Genomic DNA, 20,138 nt, shown 5'->3' on the forward strand with positions numbered 1-20,138 from the left:
GACCTACCCACTCCCCGCCAGCCAGAAAGTCTGAATGGTCGCCGCCGAATTGTTGATGCCGTGCAGGACGATCGTCAGCCAGGTCGAGTTGGTGCGATAACGCAGATATCCCAGCAACAGGCCGATCGAAAACACCTCGCCGAAAAAGAACCAGTCGTACTGCAGATGCAGCGAGGTCCAGGCCAGCGACGACAGGAAGATCGCGCCGGCGACGCCGAGCCTTGATTCCGACCAGCCGCGGTAGAGAAACCCGCGCGCGAATATCTCTTCCCACATCGGCGCGGCGACACAGAACGCGATTACCAGAAGCCATAGCGCGCCATCGGCCTGCGCGGATTTCAGCACGTCGCCCATGAAGCCCGGTGTCACCTCGCGCCCGAGTGCCCGCGACAGCAGGTCCCAGCCGCCGACCAGGATGGCCAGCGCAGCGACACCTGTCAGGAAATTGCGCCATGAGGTCCAGCGCAGCGCCAGATAATCGGCAAAGGGTATCCGCGTTGGACGGATCGCTATCCATGTCGCCAACAGCACGGCGGGCAATCCCAGGATGACCGAGAGCGAGATGGTCAGACCGCCGCCGACGATACGGATCGCTTCGGCGACGTCGAATGACCCACCTTGCCGCAGCACAAAGTAGATGATCACCGCGACCTGGCCGAGGAACACCGCAGCGAAGATGAACAGGCCCCACAGCGTCGTGCCCCAGAATTTCCAGACGCGTGGCGGCCGCTGATCGGGGATCGCCGGCGGAACTGCCACCGGAACTGCGGGAGTAAGGGAGTCCATCAATCAGCTTTCCAGGTGTCGTCATGGCCGGGCTTGTCCCGGCCATCCACGTCTTTGTCTTGGTGCGAAGACGTGGATGCCCGGCACAGGGCCGGGCATGACGGATGATACATATTCACGGCAGCGCGCGCTCCAGCAGCGCCCGGATCTCGTCATTGGCCAGATCGACCGCGCCGTACATGCCGGCGTGATTCCCGGCAAGGCGCGTGGCGGCGAACAACTGCGCATGCCGCAGCGACACGGCATTGAGCGCGGCAGATGCCGCCAGCAGCGCCAGCCTTTCGACCGCCAGCCGCGCCACACGCTCGCTGTCGGGCCGGTGGAACGCCTTGCCGATGAACGCGGTTGCCTCCCCCGCGCCCGGCAATCCCAGCGTCTCGCCGGTCAATTCATGCACAATGCTGGACGCCACTTCCGGCTCCCGCGACAGCGCACGGAGGACGTCGAGGCACATCACATTGCCGGAGCCTTCCCAGATCGCATTGACCGGCGACTCCCGGTAATGCCGCGCCAGAATGCCCTCCTCCACGTAACCATTGCCGCCGAGGCACTCCATCGCCTCATAGAGAAAGCCGGGCGCGCTCTTGCAGACCCAGTATTTGATGGCGGGCGTCAGCAGCCGCATATAGGCGGCCTCCTTGGCGTCGACAGGCGCGCGGTCGAACGAACGGCACAGCCGCATCACCAGCGCGACGGTAGCCTCGACATGCAGCGCCATGTCCGACAGCACCGCCTTCATCAGCGGCTGATCGGCGAGATGCTTTTGGAACACGCTGCGATGCCGCGCATGATGCAGCGCGTGCGCGAGCCCCGATCGCATCAGGCCGGCGGAAGCAATCGCGCAATCCTGCCGCGTCAACTGCACCATCTGGATGATGGTTCGGATGCCCTTGCCCTCGGCGCCGACGCGTTCGGCATAGGCGCCGTGAAACTCCACCTCGGAGGAAGCATTGGAGCGATTGCCGAGCTTGTCCTTCAGCCGCTGGAACCGGATCGCGTTGATCGACCCATCGGGCGTAAAGCGCGGCATGAAGAAACAGCTCAAGCCATCCTCGGCCTGCGCCAACACCAGGAAGGCGTCGCACATCGGCGCCGACATGAACCATTTGTGCCCGGTGATGCGGTAGGCGTCCCCGTCGCGCTCCGCCCGCGTCATGTTGGAGCGCACATCGGTGCCGCCCTGCTTCTCGGTCATGCCCATGCCGAGCGTCATGCCGCGCTTGGTCCACCACGGCGCGAACGCCGGATCGTAGGATCGCGTTCCCAACACCGGCATCACCCTGGCCAGCAGGTCGGGCTGTTCCGCCAGTGCGGCGACGGCGGCCCGCGTCATGGTGATCGGGCAGAGATGCCCGGTCTCGACCTGCGCGGCCATATAGAATTTTGCCGCGCGTATCACTTCGGACGCGCCGCCGGCCGGCTTTCCTGCCGCGTCCCAGGTCGAATTGTGCACGCCAGCATGCGCACTGTGCGCCATCAGCTCATGATAGGCCGGATGAAACTCGACCTCGTCGCGGCGGTTGCCTTTGGAATCGAAGGTGCGCAGCTTAGGCGTGTTCTCGTTGGCAACGCGGCCGCGCTCCGCCATTGCCGCCGAGCCCCAATGCTTGCCGAACTCCGACAGCTCGCTTTGTGCCGAGGCCCCGCCATTGGCGGCGACCGCCTCAACCAGCGGCCGGTCGACCGCATAGAGATCGACATCTTCGAACGGCGGCGACTGGTTGAAGACCTCGTGGGTCGAAAATGTTGCCTGGCTCATGGCTGATCCTGGAACCGTGAATCACTTCCGCGGTGTAATCGGGAAATCATAGGCCTGCCGGCCCGCGCCCGGCAGCGAAAAATGCCACCACTCCTTGGAATAGTTTACAAACCCTCGCCGCGCCATCACCAGAACCAGCTTCTCCCGCCAGCGGCGCTGAGCCGCCGTGATGGATTTCGCCGCCGTGTGCGACCTGACGTCGGAACAATCATAGCCGGTCCCCATGTCGACGCTTCCGTCCGGCGCGCGAAGGTTCACATTGGCGGTGCAGTCGCCATAGTCCTTGGTGGAATCGAAGGTGGCTGCGTTGTCGGCTTTCAAATCGACCAAGGTGAGATCGAGCGCGGCGCCGGTGGAATGACCGGAGCGTTCGGCGATGTAGCCGAGCCGAAACAGATCGGCCTTGCTGAACGACGGGTTGTAGCGCTTCTGCGCCGGGGTTTCCTTGCCGTCGCGTGACCACGCCACCATGTCGGCAACCGCGCCTGTCGGCCGGTAGCAGTCGAACATCTTCAGCGACAGGTTCTGCAGCCCAAGTTCTTCCTGAACGCTCTTCAGCAGCACGCCGACTTCGCGCTTCACCACGCATTCGGCGGCTTGATACCCCCTGAGCGGACGGCCGACGAAATTGTTGGGGCCGGCGTAACGCATATCCTGGATGATGGTCGGATCGATATCGCGCAAATAGACGAAGCCGGCAGGCAGTTTTGGCGTCTGCGCCGCGGCGCTCGCCAGGCAACCCGCCGCGAATATCGCCGCGAGTGCCATCCGCCTTGCCGCACCCCTGCCGATGGTTACGCCAGTGCCCACAACATGATCCGAATGCGCTGAATGAAATGCCGCAGGTTTTCCATGGCCTGATCGGGCGCCGATCTCGGCACCCTAGCGGAAACCGGCGGTACGGGACACCATCCGCGGTCGTTTACCCTGCCGCCGAAGCGCTAGTGGATAAGTCCCGACGCCGGATTTGAAGCTTGCCCTACCCGGCATCTCTGCCTATAGCTCTCGCTTTAATGACCCCTGTATCGAAATCGACCTTCGTCCTCGGGCACCGGCATCTGCTGGGAATCGAGGGGCTTTCCGCTGCCGATATTACCGGCCTGCTCGACCTTTCCGAGGAATATGTCGAGCTCAACCGCCAGGTGGACAAAAAGCGCACGTCCCTGCGCGGTCGCACCCAGGTGAACCTGTTTTTCGAGGCCTCGACCCGAACCCAATCCTCGTTCGAACTGGCAGGAAAACGGCTTGGCGCCGACGTCATGAACATGTCGGTGTCCTCATCCTCGATCCGCAAGGGCGAGACGTTGATGGATACCGCCGTGACGCTCAACGCCATGCACCCGGATATCCTGGTGGTGCGGCACCACGCCTCCGGTGCGGTGGAACTTCTGGCGCGCAAGGTTGACGGTTCCGTGATCAATGCCGGCGACGGCGCCCACGAGCATCCGACCCAGGCGCTACTGGACGCGCTGACCATCCGCCGCAACAAAGGCCGGCTGGAAGGGCTCGTGATCGCGATCTGCGGCGACGTGATGCATTCCCGCGTGGCGCGTTCCAATATCCTCTTGCTCAACACCATGGGCGCCCGCGTCCGTGTCGTCGCCCCCTCCACGCTGCTGCCGCGCGGCATCGAGCGGATGGGCGTCGAGGTCGCGCGCGACATGCGCGAGGGCCTCAATGGCGCCGACATCGTGATGATGCTGCGGCTGCAGCGCGAGCGGATGAACGGCTCGTTCGTGCCGTCGTCGGGCGAATACTTCCACTATTTCGGTCTCGACCAGAAGAAGCTGGCTTACGCCAAGCCGGATGCGCTGGTGATGCACCCGGGGCCGATGAACCGCGGCGTGGAGATCGACTCGATCGTGGCCGATGGCACGCAATCGCTGATCCGTGAACAGGTGGAAATGGGAGTGGCGGTGCGGATGGCGGTGCTCGAAGCGCTCGCCCGCAACCTGCCGAACGCATAAATCATGCTGACTGACCGACGCCCGATTCTGCTCGCCAATGCCCGCGTCGTCGATCCCTCGAGGGATTTCGACGGCCCCGGCGACGTCCTGATTGCCGATGGCACCATCCGCGACAGTAAGCGCGGCATCGGCGCCGCCGGCGTCCCTGAAGGCACCGACATCATCAATTGCGCCGGCAAGATCGTCGCCCCCGGCTTGGTCGACATGCGCGCCTTTGTCGGCGAACCCGGCGCCAGCCACCGCGAGACGTTTGCCTCTGCCAGCCAGGCGGCTGCCGCCGGCGGCATCACCACTATCATCTGCCAGCCGGATACCTCGCCGGTCATCGACAATTCGGCGACGGTGGACTTCGTGCTGCGCCGTGCCCGCGACACCGCGATCGTCAACATCCACCCGATGGCGGCGCTGACAAAAGGCCTCGGCGGCCGGGAGATGACGGAGATCGGCCTCTTGAAGGCCGCCGGTGCGGTCGCATTCACCGATGGCGACAGGAGCGTCACCAACGCGCAGGTGATGCGCCGGGCGCTGACCTATGCCCGCGATTTCGATGCGCTGATCGTGCATCACACCGAAGACCCCGATCTGGTCGGCGAAGGCGTGATGAACGAGGGCGAATTCGCAGCCCGGCTCGGCCTCGCCGGCATTCCGAACGCCGCCGAAGCCGTGATGCTGGAGCGCGACATACGCCTCGTGGCGCTGACCGGCGGGCGCTATCACGCGGCCTCTCTGAGCTGCATCGAGTCGCTGGAAATCCTCAAGCGCGCGCGCGACGCCGGCCTCTACGTCAGCGCCTCCGTGTCGATCAATCACGTCACGCTGAACGAAAACGACATCGGTCCCTATCGGACCTTCCTGAAGCTGTCGCCGCCGCTGCGCACCGAGGAGGACCGCCTCGCGCTGGTCGCCGCCCTCGCCTCCGGCCTGGTCGACGTCGTGATGTCCGACCACAACCCGCAAGACGTCGAGGTCAAGCGGCTGCCGTTTGCCGAGGCCGCTGCCGGCGCGGTCGGGTTGCAGACCATGCTGCCGGCGGCGCTGCGGCTGATCCATAATGGCGAGATGGACTTCAAGACGCTGATCCGGGCGATGTCGACCCGGCCTGCGGAACTGCTCGGCCTGCCCGGCGGCTCGCTGCGCGCGGGTTCCCCGGCCGACGTCGTCGTGATCGATCCCGATACGCCCTGGGTGCTCGATCCCGCCGACCTCAAATCGCAGTGCAAGAACACGCCGTTCGACGAAGCCCGCTTCTCGGGGCGCGTCGTGCGTACTATCGTGGGCGGACGGACGGTCTATGAGCATGTCTGATTCGTGCGAAACCGGCCGCGGCGGGAGCTACCGCAATGTCTGACGCATTCCTCGTCGCTGCGTTCCTGATCGGCTATCTGCTCGGCTCGATCCCGTTCGGCATGGTGCTGACCAAGCTTGCCGGTACGCAGGATCTGCGCTCGATCGGTTCCGGCAATATCGGCGCCACCAACGTGCTACGAACCGGCCGCAAGGGCCTCGCCGCGGCGACGCTGATCGGCGACATGCTCAAGGGCACGATCGCGGTGGTCATCATGGGCTACTACGGCGGCGCAGATGCGGCGATGCTGGCGGCGCTCGGCGCCTTTCTCGGCCATCTGTTTCCAGTCTGGCTCAAATTCAACGGTGGCAAAGGCGTCGCGACCTATATCGGCGTGCTGATCGGGCTGTTCTGGCCGGCGGCCGTGATGTTTTGCCTGATCTGGCTGGCGACCGCCGCCACCACGCGCTACTCGTCGCTCTCGGCGCTGGTCGCCGCGTTCGTGACGCCGCTGTTTCTGTGGTGGTTCGGCCACCCGGCGCTGGCGTCGCTGTTCGTCGTGCTGACGCTGCTGTTGTTCTACAAGCACCGCGAAAACATAAAGCGGCTGCAGACGGGGACCGAAGGTCGGATCGGGGCGAAGTAGCGCTATTTTCGCGCAAGCGCTTGCTCGACAAACCGCGCCACCATCAAAGCCTCGGCATCGGCGCCATATCTCGCAATCACCTGCACGCCGACCGGCAAACCGCCTTCCGCGATGAGTGCGGGAACATTGACGCAGGGCACGCCCATCAGCGTCCAGAGACGGTTGTAACGGGCGTCGCCGGTCGAGCCCAATCCCCTGGGCGCAGTACCCGGGGCCGACAGGGTCAGCAACACATCGACTTCGTCGAACAGTTTTTCCAATGCCTGTCTTGCCCGGTTCGCCGTTTTGATCGCCTCGTCATAGGCGACAGGTGGTGTATTCCTGCTTTCATCCAACTTTGCGCGCAACAGCGGCGCCATCTCCGCATAATGTTCGCGATATTCCCAGGCAAGCGCCCGATGCGCCTCGAACTCCTGCACGATCGGCTGCGCGCGCCATGCCTCGGCGAAAATCTCGGGCAAATCAAGCGCCCGCACCGAGGCGCCTGCCTTCTCCGCCGCCCGTGTCGCGATCCGCAGCGCCTCCCCGCCTGACGCCTCCGGCGCACCGGCGAAATCCTGCGTCACGATGCCGATGCGCGGCGTCGGAATGCTGGGCGGCAGCAGCAATTCGGGCCGGCCCGTCATCGCGGCAAGCCCGCGCGCCACGTCGTCCACGCCGGCCGCGAACAGGCCTACCGTATCGAGCGTCCACGAATAGCATTTGACGCCGACGGTCGGCAGCAAGCGGTAGGACGGCTTGATCGCGGCGACGCCGCAGAACGAGGCCGGCCGGATCACCGAACCGCCGGTCTGCGTTCCCAGCGCGAGCGAGATCATGCCCGCCGCCACCGCTGCCGCCGAACCCGATGACGATCCGCCGGGCGTATGACCATGATTGTGCGGGTTGAGCGTCGCCGTCGGATCCACGGAGGCGAATGCCGTCGTCGTGGTCTTGCCAATGATGGTCGCGCCCGCCTGCTTCAACATCATCACGACAGCCGCATCACCGCGCGGCCGGTTCCCGCGGTAGATCGGAGAGCCCATTTCAGTCGGGAAATCCGCCGTATCCATGATGTCCTTGATACCGACCGCAATGCCGCGCAAGGGCCCGGCGCTTTGCGCGCGAGGATTTTCACCCCGACAAACGAAGGCGCCGATCGACTTTTCATGCGCACTGGTTGCTTCGAGCGACTGCGCGATCGCAGCGTCTGCGGAAAGGTCGCCGGCATCGATGCGGCGCTGAAGTTCGGCGAGCGAGATCATGCAGGCCTTCCTGTGGTGACGAAGCAGGTTACGGAGGGCCTTGGCATGGAGCAAGCGTAACGCCCGTCACAAACAGGTTGATTGCAATCTCCGGTTGGGCAAAGCTGCATCCGCATGCATGACCGAACACAACTCACGCCCCACCTCACCGACGCCGAGCGGATCGACCGCTTGCGGCTGATCCGCAGCGACAATGTCGGCCCGCGCACCTTTAACTCGCTCATCAACCATTTCGGCGATGCGCGCGCGGCGCTGGAGCGGTTGCCCGATCTGGCGCGGCGTGGCGGCGCGGCGCGTTCGGAGCGGATCTGCAGCGAGGAGGAAGCGCGGGCTGAGATCGCTGCGGCCAAAAGGATCGGCGTCACGCTGGTCGCGCCTGGCGAAGCCGGCTATCCACCGCGGCTGCCGACGCTCGACGATGCGCCGCCTTTGCTCGGCGTACGCGGTCCGCCAGACATCCTGATGCGGCCGATGATCGCGATCGTCGGCTCGCGCAACGCCTCCGGCGCAGGGCTGAAATTTGCAGGCCAATTGGCGCGCGATCTTGGTGACGCCGGCTTCATCGTCATCTCAGGCCTGGCCCGCGGCATCGATCAGGCCGCGCATCGCGCCACGATTGCAAGCGGCACGGTCGCGGTGCTGGCGGGTGGCCACGACCGGATCTATCCGCCGGAGCATCAGGACTTGCTGGCGGCGCTGCTCGAACGCGGCGGCGCGATTTCCGAAATGCCGCTCGGCCATGTGCCGCGCGCCCACGATTTTCCCCGGCGCAATCGCCTGATCTCCGGCGCGTCGCTCGGCGTCGTCGTGATCGAGGCCGCGCACCGCTCGGGGTCGCTGATCACGGCACGGATGGCGGCCGAACAGGGCCGCGAGGTATTTGCGGTGCCGGGCTCGCCGCTCGACCCGCGCGCCGCCGGCACCAATGAACTGATCAAGCAGGGCGCGGCGCTGGTCACCGAAGCCAGCGACGTCATCAACGCCATTCAGCCGATCCTGGAGCGGCCGATCGTGCTCGAGGCCCGTGAAGGCGACGACGAGCCGCTCGACTTCGATACCGACCCAAGCGAGCGCGAACGCGTTGTCTCGCTGCTCGGGCCGAGCCCGGTCAGCCTCGACGACCTGATCCGGATGTCAGGGCTATCAGCCACCATCGTTCGCACGGTGCTGCTCGAACTCGAATTGGCCGGCCGGCTGGAGCGCCATGGCGGCGGGCTGGTGACGCTGATCTGATCAGGCCTCGCTGTTGCGCGCGTCGAACTTCGTCCGCGCACGTTGGATCTCCGGCTGATGCTCAATGGCCCACTTGCCGAGCGCCTGCACCGGCGTGGACAGGCCACGCCCGAGATCGGTCAGCTCGTAATCGACCCGCGGCGGAATGGTTGGAAACACCGTGCGTGTCACGAGACCATCCCGTTCGAGGCCGCGCAGCGTCAGCGTCAGCATCCGCTGCGAAATGCCGCCGATCATCCGCTTGATCTCGTTGAAGCGCTTCGGGCCATCGCCGAGCATCATGATCACGAACACGCTCCATTTATCGCCGACCCGCGCCAGGACGGAGGCCGCGCCGCGGCAGTCACTGTCGAGGTGAGGACCGGGTGGCAAGGCAGGCACTTTTTTGTGCTCGGGTCTCATGGATGTGCTCGGGTGTAAAAAATGTGCGTTCTTGCGGGGTTCTGCCACGGTCACTCATATAGCGCCAGTTACAAATCTATACCAAGGGTGACATCTACCATGAAACTTCTGCATCTCGATTCCAGCGTTCTCGGCCCCCATTCCGTCAGCCGCCAGGTTTCCGCCGCCATCGTCGACCGCCTGCGCCAATCCACGCCCGGGCTCGAAGTCAGCTACCGCGATCTCACGCTCCCGCCGCTGGCGCATCTCACCGGCTCCCACCTCGCCGCCGGCCAGGGGGCGGCCCCGGAAGCTTCGCTGCGCGAGGATATCGCCGCCGGTCAGGCGGTGCTGGAAGAATTCCTCGCCGCCGACGTCATCGTGCTCGGCGCGCCCATGTACAACTTTACTATCCCAAGCCAGCTCAAGGCCTGGATCGACCGCATCCTGATCGCCGGCAAGACCTTCAAATACTCAGCGCAAGGCGCCGAAGGTCTGGCCGACAACAAGCGCGTCATCGTCGCGATCTCGCGCGGCGGCTTTTATGGCCCGGGCACGCCAGCCGCCGTCGGCGAGCACCTGGAAACCTATCTGCGCTGGGTGTTCGGCTTCATCGGCATCAAGAATCCGGAATTCATCTCCGCCGACGGCATCCAGGTCGGTCCGGAGCATCGTGAAAAGGCCGTGGCCGGCGCACTGAAAGCCGCCGGCGATCTGAACGCCGCTTGAGTTGAGGCGATAGCGGCTGCCGCCGCTCGACGGCAGCCGCTCGCGCATGCTCGCGAAAAGCCAGGTCAGAAAATGCCGTTCATGCGGCAGATAACGATAACGAGGGAAATCAAAAGACCGACTCCGGAGAACAGCGCTATTGAAACGAACTGAGCGGTGTCCGAATTCTGCAAGGTGGATGAAGAGACGTCGACCCTTTTCGGCATGACTGCTCTCCTGTTCTCTTTGGTCAAGAAACTCCCATCCTTTGAATGTCCGGCAAGGACGATTGAGGTTCAATGCGCCCTTCCGGCTCAGCGCCAATCCGTCGCAGGGCGGCGGGCTGGCCGGACATCAATTGCGGGGGTCCACTTCACCCCCGATAGATTGGCGCCCCGCTCGGAGAGGCCGTGGCGCCGCCGTCGACGAACAATTCCTGGCCCTGCACATGGGCGGAATCGTCCGAGGCGAGGAACAGCACCGTCTTCGAAATATGATCGGGTTCGCCCATGCGGCCGAGCGGCGTCGAGAGCGCGATCCGCTTCTCGAAGGCTTTTTCGGCTTCCGGGGTGGCGATCGCCGCGCCCCAGATCGGGGTACGGATAGCGCCGGGTGCCACGACATTGACGCGGATACCGCGCGGCGACAGTTCCGACGCCATGATCCGCGCCATCGCCCGCACGCCCGCTTTCGCCGCGCCATAGGCCGAATAGCCGGGGATGCCGAGCACGGAGATGACAGAGCCGTTGAGAATGATCGAGGCGTTGTCGTTGAGATGCTGCAGCGCGGACTGAACCGTGAAGAACACGCCGGTGAGGTTGGTGCTGATGATCTTCTGGAATGCCTCGATGTTCGTCGCACCCAGCGGCGTGCCGCCGGCGATGCCGGCATTGGCGAACAGGATGTCATACTTACCGAACTTCTCGGCCCCCTTTCCGATCGCGGCGTCGGTGGCGGCGACGTCTGTCGCGTCGGCCACGACCGCGAACGCGTTCGGGCCCAACTCCGCGGCGGCGGCATCGAGCGTCGCCTGATTTCGCCCTGTTATGACGACTCTGGCGCCTTCGGCCACGAACAGTCTTGCGGTCGCGAGCCCGATGCCGCTGTTGCCACCGGTGATCAACGCCGTCTTGTTCGCGAGCCTCATGGCCGCCTCCCATGGTTGCATAATTAAACTAGATTGATCACCTAGGACATATGGTTTAATATTGCAACCACACAATACTGTGATCGGTCTCAAACCCGATCGGAGACTGAAATGGTGAAGCGGACGAGTTTTGAGCACGACGATTGCCCGATCGCGCGCTCGCTGGATGCGATCGGCGACTGGTGGTCGATGCTGATCATTCGCGAGGCGCTGTTCGGGGTCAGCCGCTTCGGCGAATTCCAGAAGAAGCTGGGGCTGGCCAAGAACATTCTCACCGTGCGGCTGCGCGCGCTGGCCGATCAGGGCATTCTCAAGACCGCGCCCGCTTCCGACGGCAGCGCGTATCAGGAATATCTGCTGACACCGAAGGGCCGCGGCGTGTTCCCGATCCTGGTCGCGTTGCGGCAATGGAGCGAGGCGTTCGACGAGCGCCCGGAAGAGATCGCCACCATCCTGGTCGACAAGGAAAACGGCCGGCCGGTCCGCAAGCTCGAACTTCATTCGCAGGACGGACGGCTATTGAGTGCGGGCGATACCGCGCTGAAGCCGCGGCCGGCGGGGAAGCAAGGCAGGCGGGTTACGGCGTAACGAAGCCGCGCGGCTCACGACAGCTTGTGCTTGCTTCGGGTGCGCAGGCGTTCTTCCGCCTCGAGCTGCGCCATGCCGAGCAAATGGCTGAGCACCTCGAGCCGGTGGCGCTCCGCCAGCTTGACGAGTTCGGCAACGGTCTCCGCGATAAAGGCCACGGCCTCGTCGGGGCCGCCCTCCTCACCTCGTTCAGCGGTACGTTCCTCGGGTGGCGAGTCCCGACGCTTGCCTGAAGCTTTCCGCTTCCGGCCGCCTCCAGCCTTGCTCAAAAAACTTGCATCCAATTGAATACAATATTGCCCAGAAATAACCCCTTTAGTGGCGCAACTCTAGGGCGTATTTCGCAACTCGTTAGATATAAGTCGACCCCAAAAGGTTCCCTGACAGCATTTGTAGATTTGACAGGGGCCGCCTCACCACCCATGTTCGGATCGACACGGCGGGCCGCGAGTCTCGCGGAACCCGCCTTTATCTTTTCCCATAAGCCATTGGAATGACATGAATATCGTCATCGTGGAGTCGCCGGCGAAAGCCAAGACTATCAACAAGTATTTGGGCGCCTCCTACGAGGTTCTGGCCTCGTTCGGCCATGTCCGCGACCTCCCTGCCAAGAATGGTTCCGTCGATCCGGACGCGAATTTTCAGATGATCTGGGAGGTCGATCCCAAGGCGGCCGGCCGGCTCAACGACATCGCCAAGGCCCTGAAGGGCGCCAGCCGCCTGATTCTGGCGACCGACCCTGATCGCGAGGGCGAAGCGATCTCCTGGCACGTGCTGGAGGTGATGAAAGAGAAGCGCGCGCTCAAGGACCATAAGATCGAGCGCGTGGTGTTCAACGCCATCACCAAGCAGGCGGTGACCGATGCGATGAAGGCGCCGCGCCAGATCGATGGTGCGCTGGTCGACGCCTATATGGCGCGCCGCGCGCTGGACTATCTGGTCGGCTTTACGCTCTCGCCGGTGCTGTGGCGCAAACTGCCGGGCGCGCGCTCGGCCGGCCGTGTGCAGTCGGTGGCGCTGCGGCTGGTCTGCGACCGTGAACTCGATATCGAAAAATTCGTCCCCCGCGAATACTGGTCGCTGGTCGCGACGCTGACCACGCCGCGCGGCGATACGTTCGAGGCGCGCCTCGTCGGCGCCGACGGCAAGAAGATCCAGCGTCTCGACATCGGCTCCGGCGCGGAAGCCGAAGACCTCAAGAAGGCCATCGAAGCGGCGAACTTCACGGTTTCGACCGTCGAAGCAAAGCCTGCGCGCCGCAATCCGCAGGCGCCCTTCACGACCTCGACGCTGCAGCAGGAAGCCAGCCGCAAGCTCGGCTTTGCGCCGGCGCACACCATGCGGATCGCGCAGCGGCTCTATGAAGGTATCGATATCGGCGGCGAGACCACCGGCCTCATCACCTATATGCGAACCGACGGCGTGCAGATCGACGGCTCCGCGATCACGCAGGCGCGCAAGGTGATCGGCGAGGATTACGGCAACGCCTATGTGCCGGAGGCGCCGCGCCAGTACCAGACCAAGGCCAAGAACGCGCAGGAAGCGCATGAAGCGATCCGCCCGACCGACCTGTCGCGACGTCCCGCCGAGATGCGCCGCCGCCTCGATACCGATCAGGCCAAGCTCTATGAGCTGATCTGGATCCGCACCATTGCGAGCCAGATGGAATCGGCCGAACTCGAACGCACCACCGTGGACATCGCGGCGAAGGCCGGCGCCCGCATGCTCGAACTTCGCGCCTCGGGCCAGGTCATCAAGTTCGACGGTTTCCTCGCGCTCTACCAGGAAGGCAAGGACGACGACGGCGACGACGAGGATTCGCGCCGCCTCCCCGCCATGAGCGCAGGCGAACCGCTGAAGCGGCAGGATCTCGCCGTCACGCAACACTTTACCGAACCGCCGCCACGCTTCTCGGAAGCGTCGCTGGTCAAGCGGATGGAAGAGCTCGGTATCGGCCGGCCCTCGACCTACGCCTCGATCCTGCAGGTCCTGAAAGACCGTGGCTATGTCAAGCTCGAGAAGAAGCGGCTGCACGGCGAGGACAAGGGCCGCGTCGTGGTCGCGTTCCTGGAGAATTTCTTCGCCCGCTATGTCGAGTATGATTTCACCGCCGCACTGGAAGAACAGCTCGACCGCATCTCCAACAACGAGATTTCCTGGCAGCAGGTGCTGAAGGACTTCTGGGTCGGATTCATCGGCGCGGTCAACGACATCAAGGACCTCCGTGTCTCCGAAGTGCTCGATGCGCTCGACGACATGCTGGGCCCGCACATCTATCCGCCGCGGACGGATGGCGGCGACATCAGGCAATGCCCGACCTGCGGCACGGGCACGCTCAATTTGAAGGCCGGAAAGTTCGGCGCCTTTGTCGGCTGCTCGAACTATCCGGAATGCCGCTACACCCGTCCGCTGGCCGCCGACTCCGAGGCCAGCGCCGACCGCGTCCTCGGCAAGGACCCGGAAACCGATCTCGACGTGACGGTGAAGGCCGGACGCTTCGGTCCCTACATCCAACTCGGCGAACAAAAGGATTATGCCGAGGGCGAAAAGCCCCGGCGCGCCGGCATCCCGAAAAACATGTCGCCCGGCGACATGGAGCTTGAGCTGGCATTGAAACTGCTGTCGCTGCCGCGCGAAATCGGAAAACATCCGGAAACCGGCGAGCCGATTACCGCCGGCATCGGCCGCTTCGGCCCGTTCGTGCGTCACGAGAAGACCTATGCGAGTCTTGAGGCCGGCGATGAAGTGTTCGATATCGGCCTCAACCGCGCGGTGACGCTGATCGCGGAGAAGATCGCAAAAGGTCCGAGCGGCCGCCGCTTCGGCGCAGATCCCGGCAAGCCGCTCGGCGAGCATCCGAGCCTTGGCGGCGTCGCGGTCAAGAACGGCCGCTATGGCGCCTACGTCACGGCCGGCGGCGTCAACGCCACGATCCCGAGCGACAAGACGCCGGACACCATCACGCTCGCCGAAGCCATTGCGCTGATCGACGAGCGCGCCGCCAAGGGCGGCGGCAAGCCGAAGCGCGGCGCAAAGAAGAAGGCCGCGCCGAAGAAGGCTGCGGCCAAGGCGGCCGATCCCGCCGCGCCAAAACCTGCCAAGAAGGCGGCAGCGAAGAAAGCCGCGGTGAAGCCCAAATCGGAGGCCGTCAGCAAGGCGCGCGCGCCGGTCGCGTCCGCCGCCAAGACAACGGCGGCAAAACCCACAGCAGCATCCAAAACGCCTGCGAAGAAAAGCGCGGGCAAGGCCCGGGGATAAGTGAAGAGACAACACGACAATGGCTTTCCGAGCCGGGACGCCATCGTTGCCTTTATCCGTGCCCATCCAGGCAAGGTCGGCACGCGGGAAATCGCCCGCGAGTTCGGCCTGAAGAATGCCGATCGCGCCGAACTGCGACGAATCCTGCGCGAACTCGCCGACGAAGGCACCGTCGCCAAGCGCGGCCGGAAAATCCACGAAGCCGCCACCCTGCCCCCGACCGTGATCGCCGACATCACTGGCCGCGATACTGACGGCGAGTTGCTTGCCATTCCGACCGAATGGGACACCGAGGAAAGCGGCCCCGCACCGAAGATCCGCATCCACGTCCCGCGCCGTCTGCAACCGGGCACCGCTGCGGCCGTCGGCGACCGAGCCCTGTTGCGGATCGAAAAGGCTGATGATGGCGAAGCCGCCCCCTATCGCGGGCGCATCATCAAGATCATCGATCACGCCCGCACGCGCGTGCTCGGCATCTTCCGCAACCTGCCTGGCGGCGGCGGCCGGCTCGTTCCTGTCGACAAGAAGCAGACCGGACGCGAATTGAACATCGCGCCGTCGGATACCGGCGGCGCCGAGGATGGCGACCTCGTCAGCGTCGATCTTGTTCGGTCGCGCGGCTATGGCCTCGCCTCCGGCAAGGTGAAGGAGCGGCTGGGCTCGCTGTCGAGCGAGAAGGCGATCAGCCTGATCGCGATCCACGCCCACGAAATCCCGCAGGCGTTCTCGCCGAGCGCGGTGCGCGAAGCCGAGGCCGCCGAGCCTGCGGCACTGAAAGGCCGCGAGGACTGGCGCGATTTGCCGCTCGTCACCATCGATCCGCCCGACGCCAAGGATCATGACGATGCGGTGCATGCCGTGCCCGATCCCGATCCAAACAACAAGGGCGGCTACATCGTCCATGTCGCCATCGCCGACGTCGCCTTCTATGTGCGGCCAGGCACGGCGCTCGATCGTGACGCGCTGACGCGCGGCAACTCGGTCTATTTTCCCGACCGCGTCGTACCGATGTTGCCCGAGCGCATCTCCAACGATCTCTGCTCGCTGGTGCCGGGCGAGCCACGCGGCGCGCTCGCGGTGCGGATGGTGATCGGCCCCGACGGCCGCAAGCGCTCGCATAGCTTTCACCGCGTGCTGATGCGCTCGGCCGCCAAGCTGCATTACGCACAGGCACAGGCCGCCATCGACGGACGGCCCGACGACACCACCGGCCCGCTGCTGGAGCCGATCCTGAAGCCGCTCTACGCGGCCTATGCGCTTGTAAAACTCGCGCGCGACGAGCGCGATCCGCTGGATCTCGATCTGCCCGAGCGCAAGATCCTGCTCCAACCCGACGGGTCAGTCGATCGCGTCATCGTGCCGGAGAGGCTCGATGCGCACCGGCTGATCGAGGAATTCATGATCCTCGCCAACGTCGCCGCCGCCGAAATGCTTGAAAAGAAGGCGTTGCCGCTTATCTATCGGGTGCATGACGAACCGACCCTGGAGAAGGTTCATAATCTCCAGGAATTCCTGAAGACGCTCGAGCTGCCGTTCGCGAAGACCGGCGCGTTGCGCCCTGCTTTGTTCAATCGCGTGCTCGGCCAGGTTCGCGGCGAAGACTACGAACAGCTTGTCAACGAGGTGGTGCTGCGCTCGCAGGCGCAGGCGGAATATTCGGCGGAAAATTACGGCCATTTCGGCCTCAACCTTCGCCGCTACGCGCATTTCACGTCGCCGATCCGGCGATACGCCGACCTGATCGTGCATCGCGCGCTGATCCGCGCGCTCGGTCTCGGCGAAGGCGCGTTGCCGGAAGCCGAGACGCTGGAGACGCTGAGCGAGGTCGCGGCGCAGATTTCCGTGACCGAGCGCCGCGCGATGAAGGCGGAACGCGAGACGGCTGATCGCTTGATCGCGCATTTCCTCGCTGACCGCATCGGCGCGACGTTTCAGGGGCGGATTTCCGGCGTTACCCGCGCTGGCCTGTTCGTGAAGCTATCGGATACCGGCGCCGACGGGCTGATCCCGATCCGCACGCTCGGCACCGAGTACTACAATTACGACGAGACACGCCACGCGCTCGTCGGCACACGCAGCGGTGCCATGCACCGGCTGGGTGACGTTGTCGACGTCCGTCTGGTAGAAGCTGCACCAGTGGCTGGCGCGTTGCGGTTCGAGCTGTTGTCGGAAGGCCAGGTCATTTCGCGTGGAAGAAAACGCGACGGTTCGAAAGCGTCGACAAAGCCGTCGAAATCGCATCCGGGCCGTAGCCCGCGCGACAAGGCTCGCAAGCCCCGCAAGGGCAAGTCCGGTAAAGCCAAGTCCGTTAAATCGAGTCCCGGCACATCGAAGAAAGGCAAGTCATGGAAACGGTAAGTCCCACGACATGGACCCGCGATTCCGCACCCGCCGAAAAGCGCGACCTCTGGACCGCGATGAAGCGCGGCTTTCGCTGCCGCTGCCCGCGTTGTGGCGAAGGCAAGATGTTTCGCGCTTTCCTGAAGACCGCCAATAATTGCTCGGTCTGCGGGCTCGATTTCTCGCCGCACCGCGCCGACGATCTGCCGGCCTATCTCGTGATCGTCATCGTCGGCCACATCGTGGTACCGGCGGCGCTGTGGATCGAAACCAATTACTCGCCCGCAGTGTGGCTGCAACTGGCGATCTACCTGCCGCTCACCTTCATTTCCTCGTTGCTGCTGTTGCAGCCGATCAAGGGCGCAGTGGTCGGTATCCAGTGGGCATTGCGCATGCATGGCTTTGACGAAAATGCCTCTAGCGACATTCCTCCCGTCTAGCTAAACCGAAAAGAACAAAAGCATCAACGGGGATGGAATGACCGACGCCGCGACCGCCGTAAAAGAAGAAAAAGAAGCCGATCACCATCCCTATTTCCGGCCCAAGGATGCAGCAACGCTGATCCTGATCGACCGATCCGGCGACAAGCCGAAGGTGCTGGTCGGCAAGCGCCACGACAAGGTGGTGTTCATGCCGGGCAAGTATGTTTTCCCCGGCGGCCGCGTCGACAAGTCGGACAACCGCATTCCCGTCGCCGCTCCCATTTCTGCCGAGCTCGAGGCCAACCTGCTCAAGGGCAGCCCGAAGATCGCGTCGTCGCGTGCCCGTGCTCTGGCGGTTGCCGCGATCCGCGAGGCCTGCGAGGAGACCGGGCTGTGCCTTGGATGCAAGGTCGACAAACCCGTCAAACTCGAAGGCGCCTGGAAACCGTTCACGGAAGCAGGCCTGCTGCCCGATCCGTCCGGCCTGTTCCTGATCGCGCGCGCGATCACGCCACCCGGCCGCGTCCGCCGCTTCGACACGCGCTTCTTCACAGCTGATGCTTCCAGCATCGCCCATCGCGTCGAAGGCGTGATCCATGCCGATGCCGAGCTGGTCGAACTCGTGTGGGTCGAGATCGGCTCGCAGCCGCTCGCCGACGCGCATGCCATGACCAAGAACGTGCTCGCCGAACTCGACCGCCGCCTCGCCACCGGTCCGCTGCGCCACGACTCACCGGTGCCGTTCTTCCATTTCTACGGCGGCAAGATGCAGAAGGACGTGCTGGGGGCGTAGGTCTCCGCCTCCGCTCTCTCCACGTCATTGCGAGCGAAGCGAAGCAATCCATCTTTCCCCCGAGGCTTGGGAGTGCTTCGCTTCGCTCGCAATGACGGTATTGGCGTCACGGCAAATATCCTCTCCCAATCCCTTAAATTGCAAAATTCTTCTCACGCTGACTCGATGGCGCTGCCCTGATCGCCTCCCTATCTCTTTCCCAACAATAACAGCGACGGAAACGGGGCGATGGCACAACGGCAACTCAAGCTCGGCGCGTTCATGCGGCCGGTTTCCATTCACACCGGCGCGTGGCGCTATCCGGGCGCCTGGCCCGATGCCAATTTCAATTTCGCGCGCATCAAGCAACTGATCCAGAAGCTGGAGGCCGGCAAGTTCGACGCCTTCTTCATGGCGGACCACCTCGCCGTGCTGAACATGCCAGTCAATGCGCTCAAGCGCAGCCACACCGTCACCTCGTTCGAGCCGTTCACGCTGTTGTCGGCACTGGCCGGCGCCACCGAACATATCGGGCTGATCGCGACGGGATCGACGACGTTCGACGAGCCCTATCACGTCGCCCGGCGTTTTGCTTCGCTCGACCACATCTCGGGCGGGCGAGCGGGCTGGAATATCGTCACCACCTCCAATCCAGACGCCGCGCTGAATTTCGGGCTCGACGACCACATGGAGCACGCCGAGCGCTACAAGCGGGCGCGCGAATTCTACGACGTGGTCACCGGTCTCTGGGACTCCTTCGCCGACGACGCCTTCGTGCGCGATGTCGAGGCGGGGCTTTATTTCGACCCTGCGAAAATGCACGTGCTCAATCACAAGGGCAAATACCTGTCGGTGCGCGGGCCACTCAACATCGCCCGCCCAGTCCAGGGCTGGCCGCTGATTGTGCAGGCCGGCGCGTCCGAGGACGGCAAGCAGCTTGCCGCAGAAACCGCCGAGGCCGTATTCACCGGAGGCGGCAGCCTCGCCGACGGACAAAAACTTTATGCCGACATCAAGGGCCGCATGGGAAAGATCGGCCGCAACCCCGAGCACCTGAAGATTTTGCCCGGCGCCTTCGTCGTGGTCGGCGACAGCGTGGATGAGGCAAAAGAGAAACGAGCAAAGCTCGACAGCATGGTGCATTACGACAGCGCCATCGCCTCCCTCTCGGTGCAGCTCGGCACCGACGCCTCCGGCTTCGATCCCGACGGGCAATTGCCGCCGGTCCCCGAAAGCAACGCCTCTAAGAGCGGCCGCCAGCGGCTGGTCGATGCCGCTGCGCGCGACAAGCTCACGGTGCGCCAGCTCGCCCAACGCGTCGGCGGCTATGGCGGGCTATCCTTTGTCGGCACGCCGGTGACGATCGCCGATCAGATGGAGGAATGGCTGATGAGCCGCGGCAGCGACGGCTTCAACATCATGTTTCCGTTCCTCCCCGCAGGGCTTGACGATTTCGTCGACAAGGTCGTCCCGGAACTGCAGAAGCGCGGGATTTTCCGGAAGGAGTATGAGGGCCGGACGCTGCGGGAGAATCTGGGGCTGCCGAGGCCGAAAAACCGGTTCTTTGAGGGTTAATCACCTCGAATCAGGCCGGTTTTTGCC

At 64.2% G+C, this 20,138-nt stretch carries 18 protein-coding genes; 11 read left to right on the top strand and 7 right to left on the bottom strand.

The window, feature by feature from the left end:
* Nucleotides 1–3 precede the first annotated feature (3 nt).
* The 3 genes from V1279_RS18790 to V1279_RS18800 form a co-directional block, all read right to left on the bottom strand.
* Nucleotides 4–786: a CPBP family intramembrane glutamic endopeptidase gene (locus V1279_RS18790; protein WP_334438715.1), complete on the bottom strand. Its 783-nt coding sequence runs from the start codon at nucleotides 784–786 to the stop codon at nucleotides 4–6.
* Between the two features lie 115 nt (nucleotides 787–901).
* Nucleotides 902–2,545, bottom strand: coding sequence for an acyl-CoA dehydrogenase family protein (locus tag V1279_RS18795; protein WP_334438718.1), 1,644 nt, complete (start codon nucleotides 2,543–2,545; stop codon nucleotides 902–904).
* A gap of 21 nt (nucleotides 2,546–2,566) precedes the next feature.
* Nucleotides 2,567–3,313 carry a M15 family metallopeptidase gene (locus tag V1279_RS18800; RefSeq protein ID WP_334446460.1) on the bottom strand — a complete coding sequence of 249 codons (747 nt, stop codon included), beginning with the start codon at nucleotides 3,311–3,313 and terminating at the stop codon, nucleotides 2,567–2,569.
* A gap of 245 nt (nucleotides 3,314–3,558) precedes the next feature.
* On the opposite strand from V1279_RS18800, the gene V1279_RS18805 reads away from it, so the two are divergent.
* From V1279_RS18805 to plsY, 3 genes are read left to right on the top strand one after another with little or no spacing between them, the layout of a single operon-like run.
* Nucleotides 3,559–4,512 (top strand): aspartate carbamoyltransferase catalytic subunit, encoded by a 954-nt coding sequence (locus V1279_RS18805; protein ID WP_334438721.1) that lies wholly within the window; start codon nucleotides 3,559–3,561, stop codon nucleotides 4,510–4,512.
* A 3-nt stretch (nucleotides 4,513–4,515) separates the two neighbouring features.
* On the top strand, nucleotides 4,516–5,817 hold the full coding sequence (locus V1279_RS18810) for a dihydroorotase (protein ID WP_334438723.1): 1,302 nt from the start codon (nucleotides 4,516–4,518) through the stop codon (nucleotides 5,815–5,817).
* A 35-nt stretch (nucleotides 5,818–5,852) separates the two neighbouring features.
* Nucleotides 5,853–6,443 (top strand): glycerol-3-phosphate 1-O-acyltransferase PlsY, encoded by a 591-nt coding sequence (gene plsY / locus V1279_RS18815; protein WP_334438724.1) that lies wholly within the window; start codon nucleotides 5,853–5,855, stop codon nucleotides 6,441–6,443.
* Nucleotides 6,444–6,445: 2 nt separating this feature from the next.
* Here plsY and V1279_RS18820 read toward each other — a convergent pair whose 3' ends face one another.
* Nucleotides 6,446–7,687, bottom strand: a complete 1,242-nt coding sequence (locus V1279_RS18820) for an amidase (RefSeq protein ID WP_334438727.1) — start codon at nucleotides 7,685–7,687, stop codon at nucleotides 6,446–6,448.
* A 114-nt stretch (nucleotides 7,688–7,801) separates the two neighbouring features.
* On the opposite strand from V1279_RS18820, the gene dprA reads away from it, so the two are divergent.
* A complete protein-coding gene (gene dprA / locus V1279_RS18825) occupies nucleotides 7,802–8,920 on the top strand; it encodes a DNA-processing protein DprA (RefSeq protein WP_334438730.1) in 1,119 nt (372 codons plus the stop codon).
* On the opposite strand, the gene V1279_RS18830 is transcribed toward dprA, so the two are convergent.
* Nucleotides 8,921–9,322, bottom strand: coding sequence for a winged helix-turn-helix transcriptional regulator (locus tag V1279_RS18830; RefSeq protein ID WP_334446461.1), 402 nt, complete (start codon nucleotides 9,320–9,322; stop codon nucleotides 8,921–8,923).
* A gap of 99 nt (nucleotides 9,323–9,421) precedes the next feature.
* Here V1279_RS18830 and V1279_RS18835 point away from each other — a divergent pair, with 99 nt between their 5' ends.
* A complete protein-coding gene (locus V1279_RS18835) occupies nucleotides 9,422–10,030 on the top strand; it encodes an FMN-dependent NADH-azoreductase (RefSeq protein ID WP_334438733.1) in 609 nt (202 codons plus the stop codon).
* Nucleotides 10,031–10,382: 352 nt separating this feature from the next.
* On the opposite strand, the gene V1279_RS18840 is transcribed toward V1279_RS18835, so the two are convergent.
* Nucleotides 10,383–11,156 carry an SDR family oxidoreductase gene (locus V1279_RS18840; protein ID WP_334438735.1) on the bottom strand — a complete coding sequence of 258 codons (774 nt, stop codon included), beginning with the start codon at nucleotides 11,154–11,156 and terminating at the stop codon, nucleotides 10,383–10,385.
* A 111-nt stretch (nucleotides 11,157–11,267) separates the two neighbouring features.
* Between V1279_RS18840 and V1279_RS18845 the strand changes: the two genes are divergently transcribed.
* Nucleotides 11,268–11,744 carry a winged helix-turn-helix transcriptional regulator gene (locus V1279_RS18845; RefSeq protein ID WP_334438738.1) on the top strand — a complete coding sequence of 159 codons (477 nt, stop codon included), beginning with the start codon at nucleotides 11,268–11,270 and terminating at the stop codon, nucleotides 11,742–11,744.
* 14 nt (nucleotides 11,745–11,758) lie between these two features.
* On the opposite strand, the gene V1279_RS18850 is transcribed toward V1279_RS18845, so the two are convergent.
* On the bottom strand, nucleotides 11,759–12,013 hold the full coding sequence (locus V1279_RS18850; RefSeq protein WP_334438741.1) for a hypothetical protein: 255 nt from the start codon (nucleotides 12,011–12,013) through the stop codon (nucleotides 11,759–11,761).
* A gap of 229 nt (nucleotides 12,014–12,242) precedes the next feature.
* On the opposite strand from V1279_RS18850, the gene topA reads away from it, so the two are divergent.
* The 5 genes from topA (at nucleotide 12,243) to V1279_RS18875 (ending at nucleotide 20,111) form a co-directional block, all read left to right on the top strand.
* The gene (gene topA, locus V1279_RS18855) at nucleotides 12,243–15,002 is read left to right on the top strand and encodes a type I DNA topoisomerase (protein WP_334438743.1); all 2,760 of its coding nucleotides are present in this window, start codon (nucleotides 12,243–12,245) and stop codon (nucleotides 15,000–15,002) included.
* Complete coding sequence (gene rnr, locus V1279_RS18860) at nucleotides 15,003–17,360, top strand: ribonuclease R (protein WP_334438745.1); 2,358 nt, start codon at nucleotides 15,003–15,005, stop codon at nucleotides 17,358–17,360.
* Nucleotides 17,348–17,782 (top strand): DUF983 domain-containing protein, encoded by a 435-nt coding sequence (locus V1279_RS18865; protein WP_334438748.1) that lies wholly within the window; start codon nucleotides 17,348–17,350, stop codon nucleotides 17,780–17,782. The genes rnr and V1279_RS18865 overlap by 13 nt, the downstream gene beginning before the upstream one ends.
* 37 nt (nucleotides 17,783–17,819) lie before the next feature.
* Complete coding sequence (locus tag V1279_RS18870) at nucleotides 17,820–18,557, top strand: NUDIX hydrolase (protein ID WP_334438751.1); 738 nt, start codon at nucleotides 17,820–17,822, stop codon at nucleotides 18,555–18,557.
* A 228-nt stretch (nucleotides 18,558–18,785) separates the two neighbouring features.
* On the top strand, nucleotides 18,786–20,111 hold the full coding sequence (locus V1279_RS18875) for an LLM class flavin-dependent oxidoreductase (protein WP_334438754.1): 1,326 nt from the start codon (nucleotides 18,786–18,788) through the stop codon (nucleotides 20,109–20,111).
* The last annotated feature ends 27 nt before the right edge of the window (nucleotides 20,112–20,138 follow it).

Origin of the sequence: Bradyrhizobium sp. AZCC 1610 (genome assembly GCF_036924515.1) — a bacterium.
GTDB lineage: Bacteria > Pseudomonadota > Alphaproteobacteria > Rhizobiales > Xanthobacteraceae > Bradyrhizobium.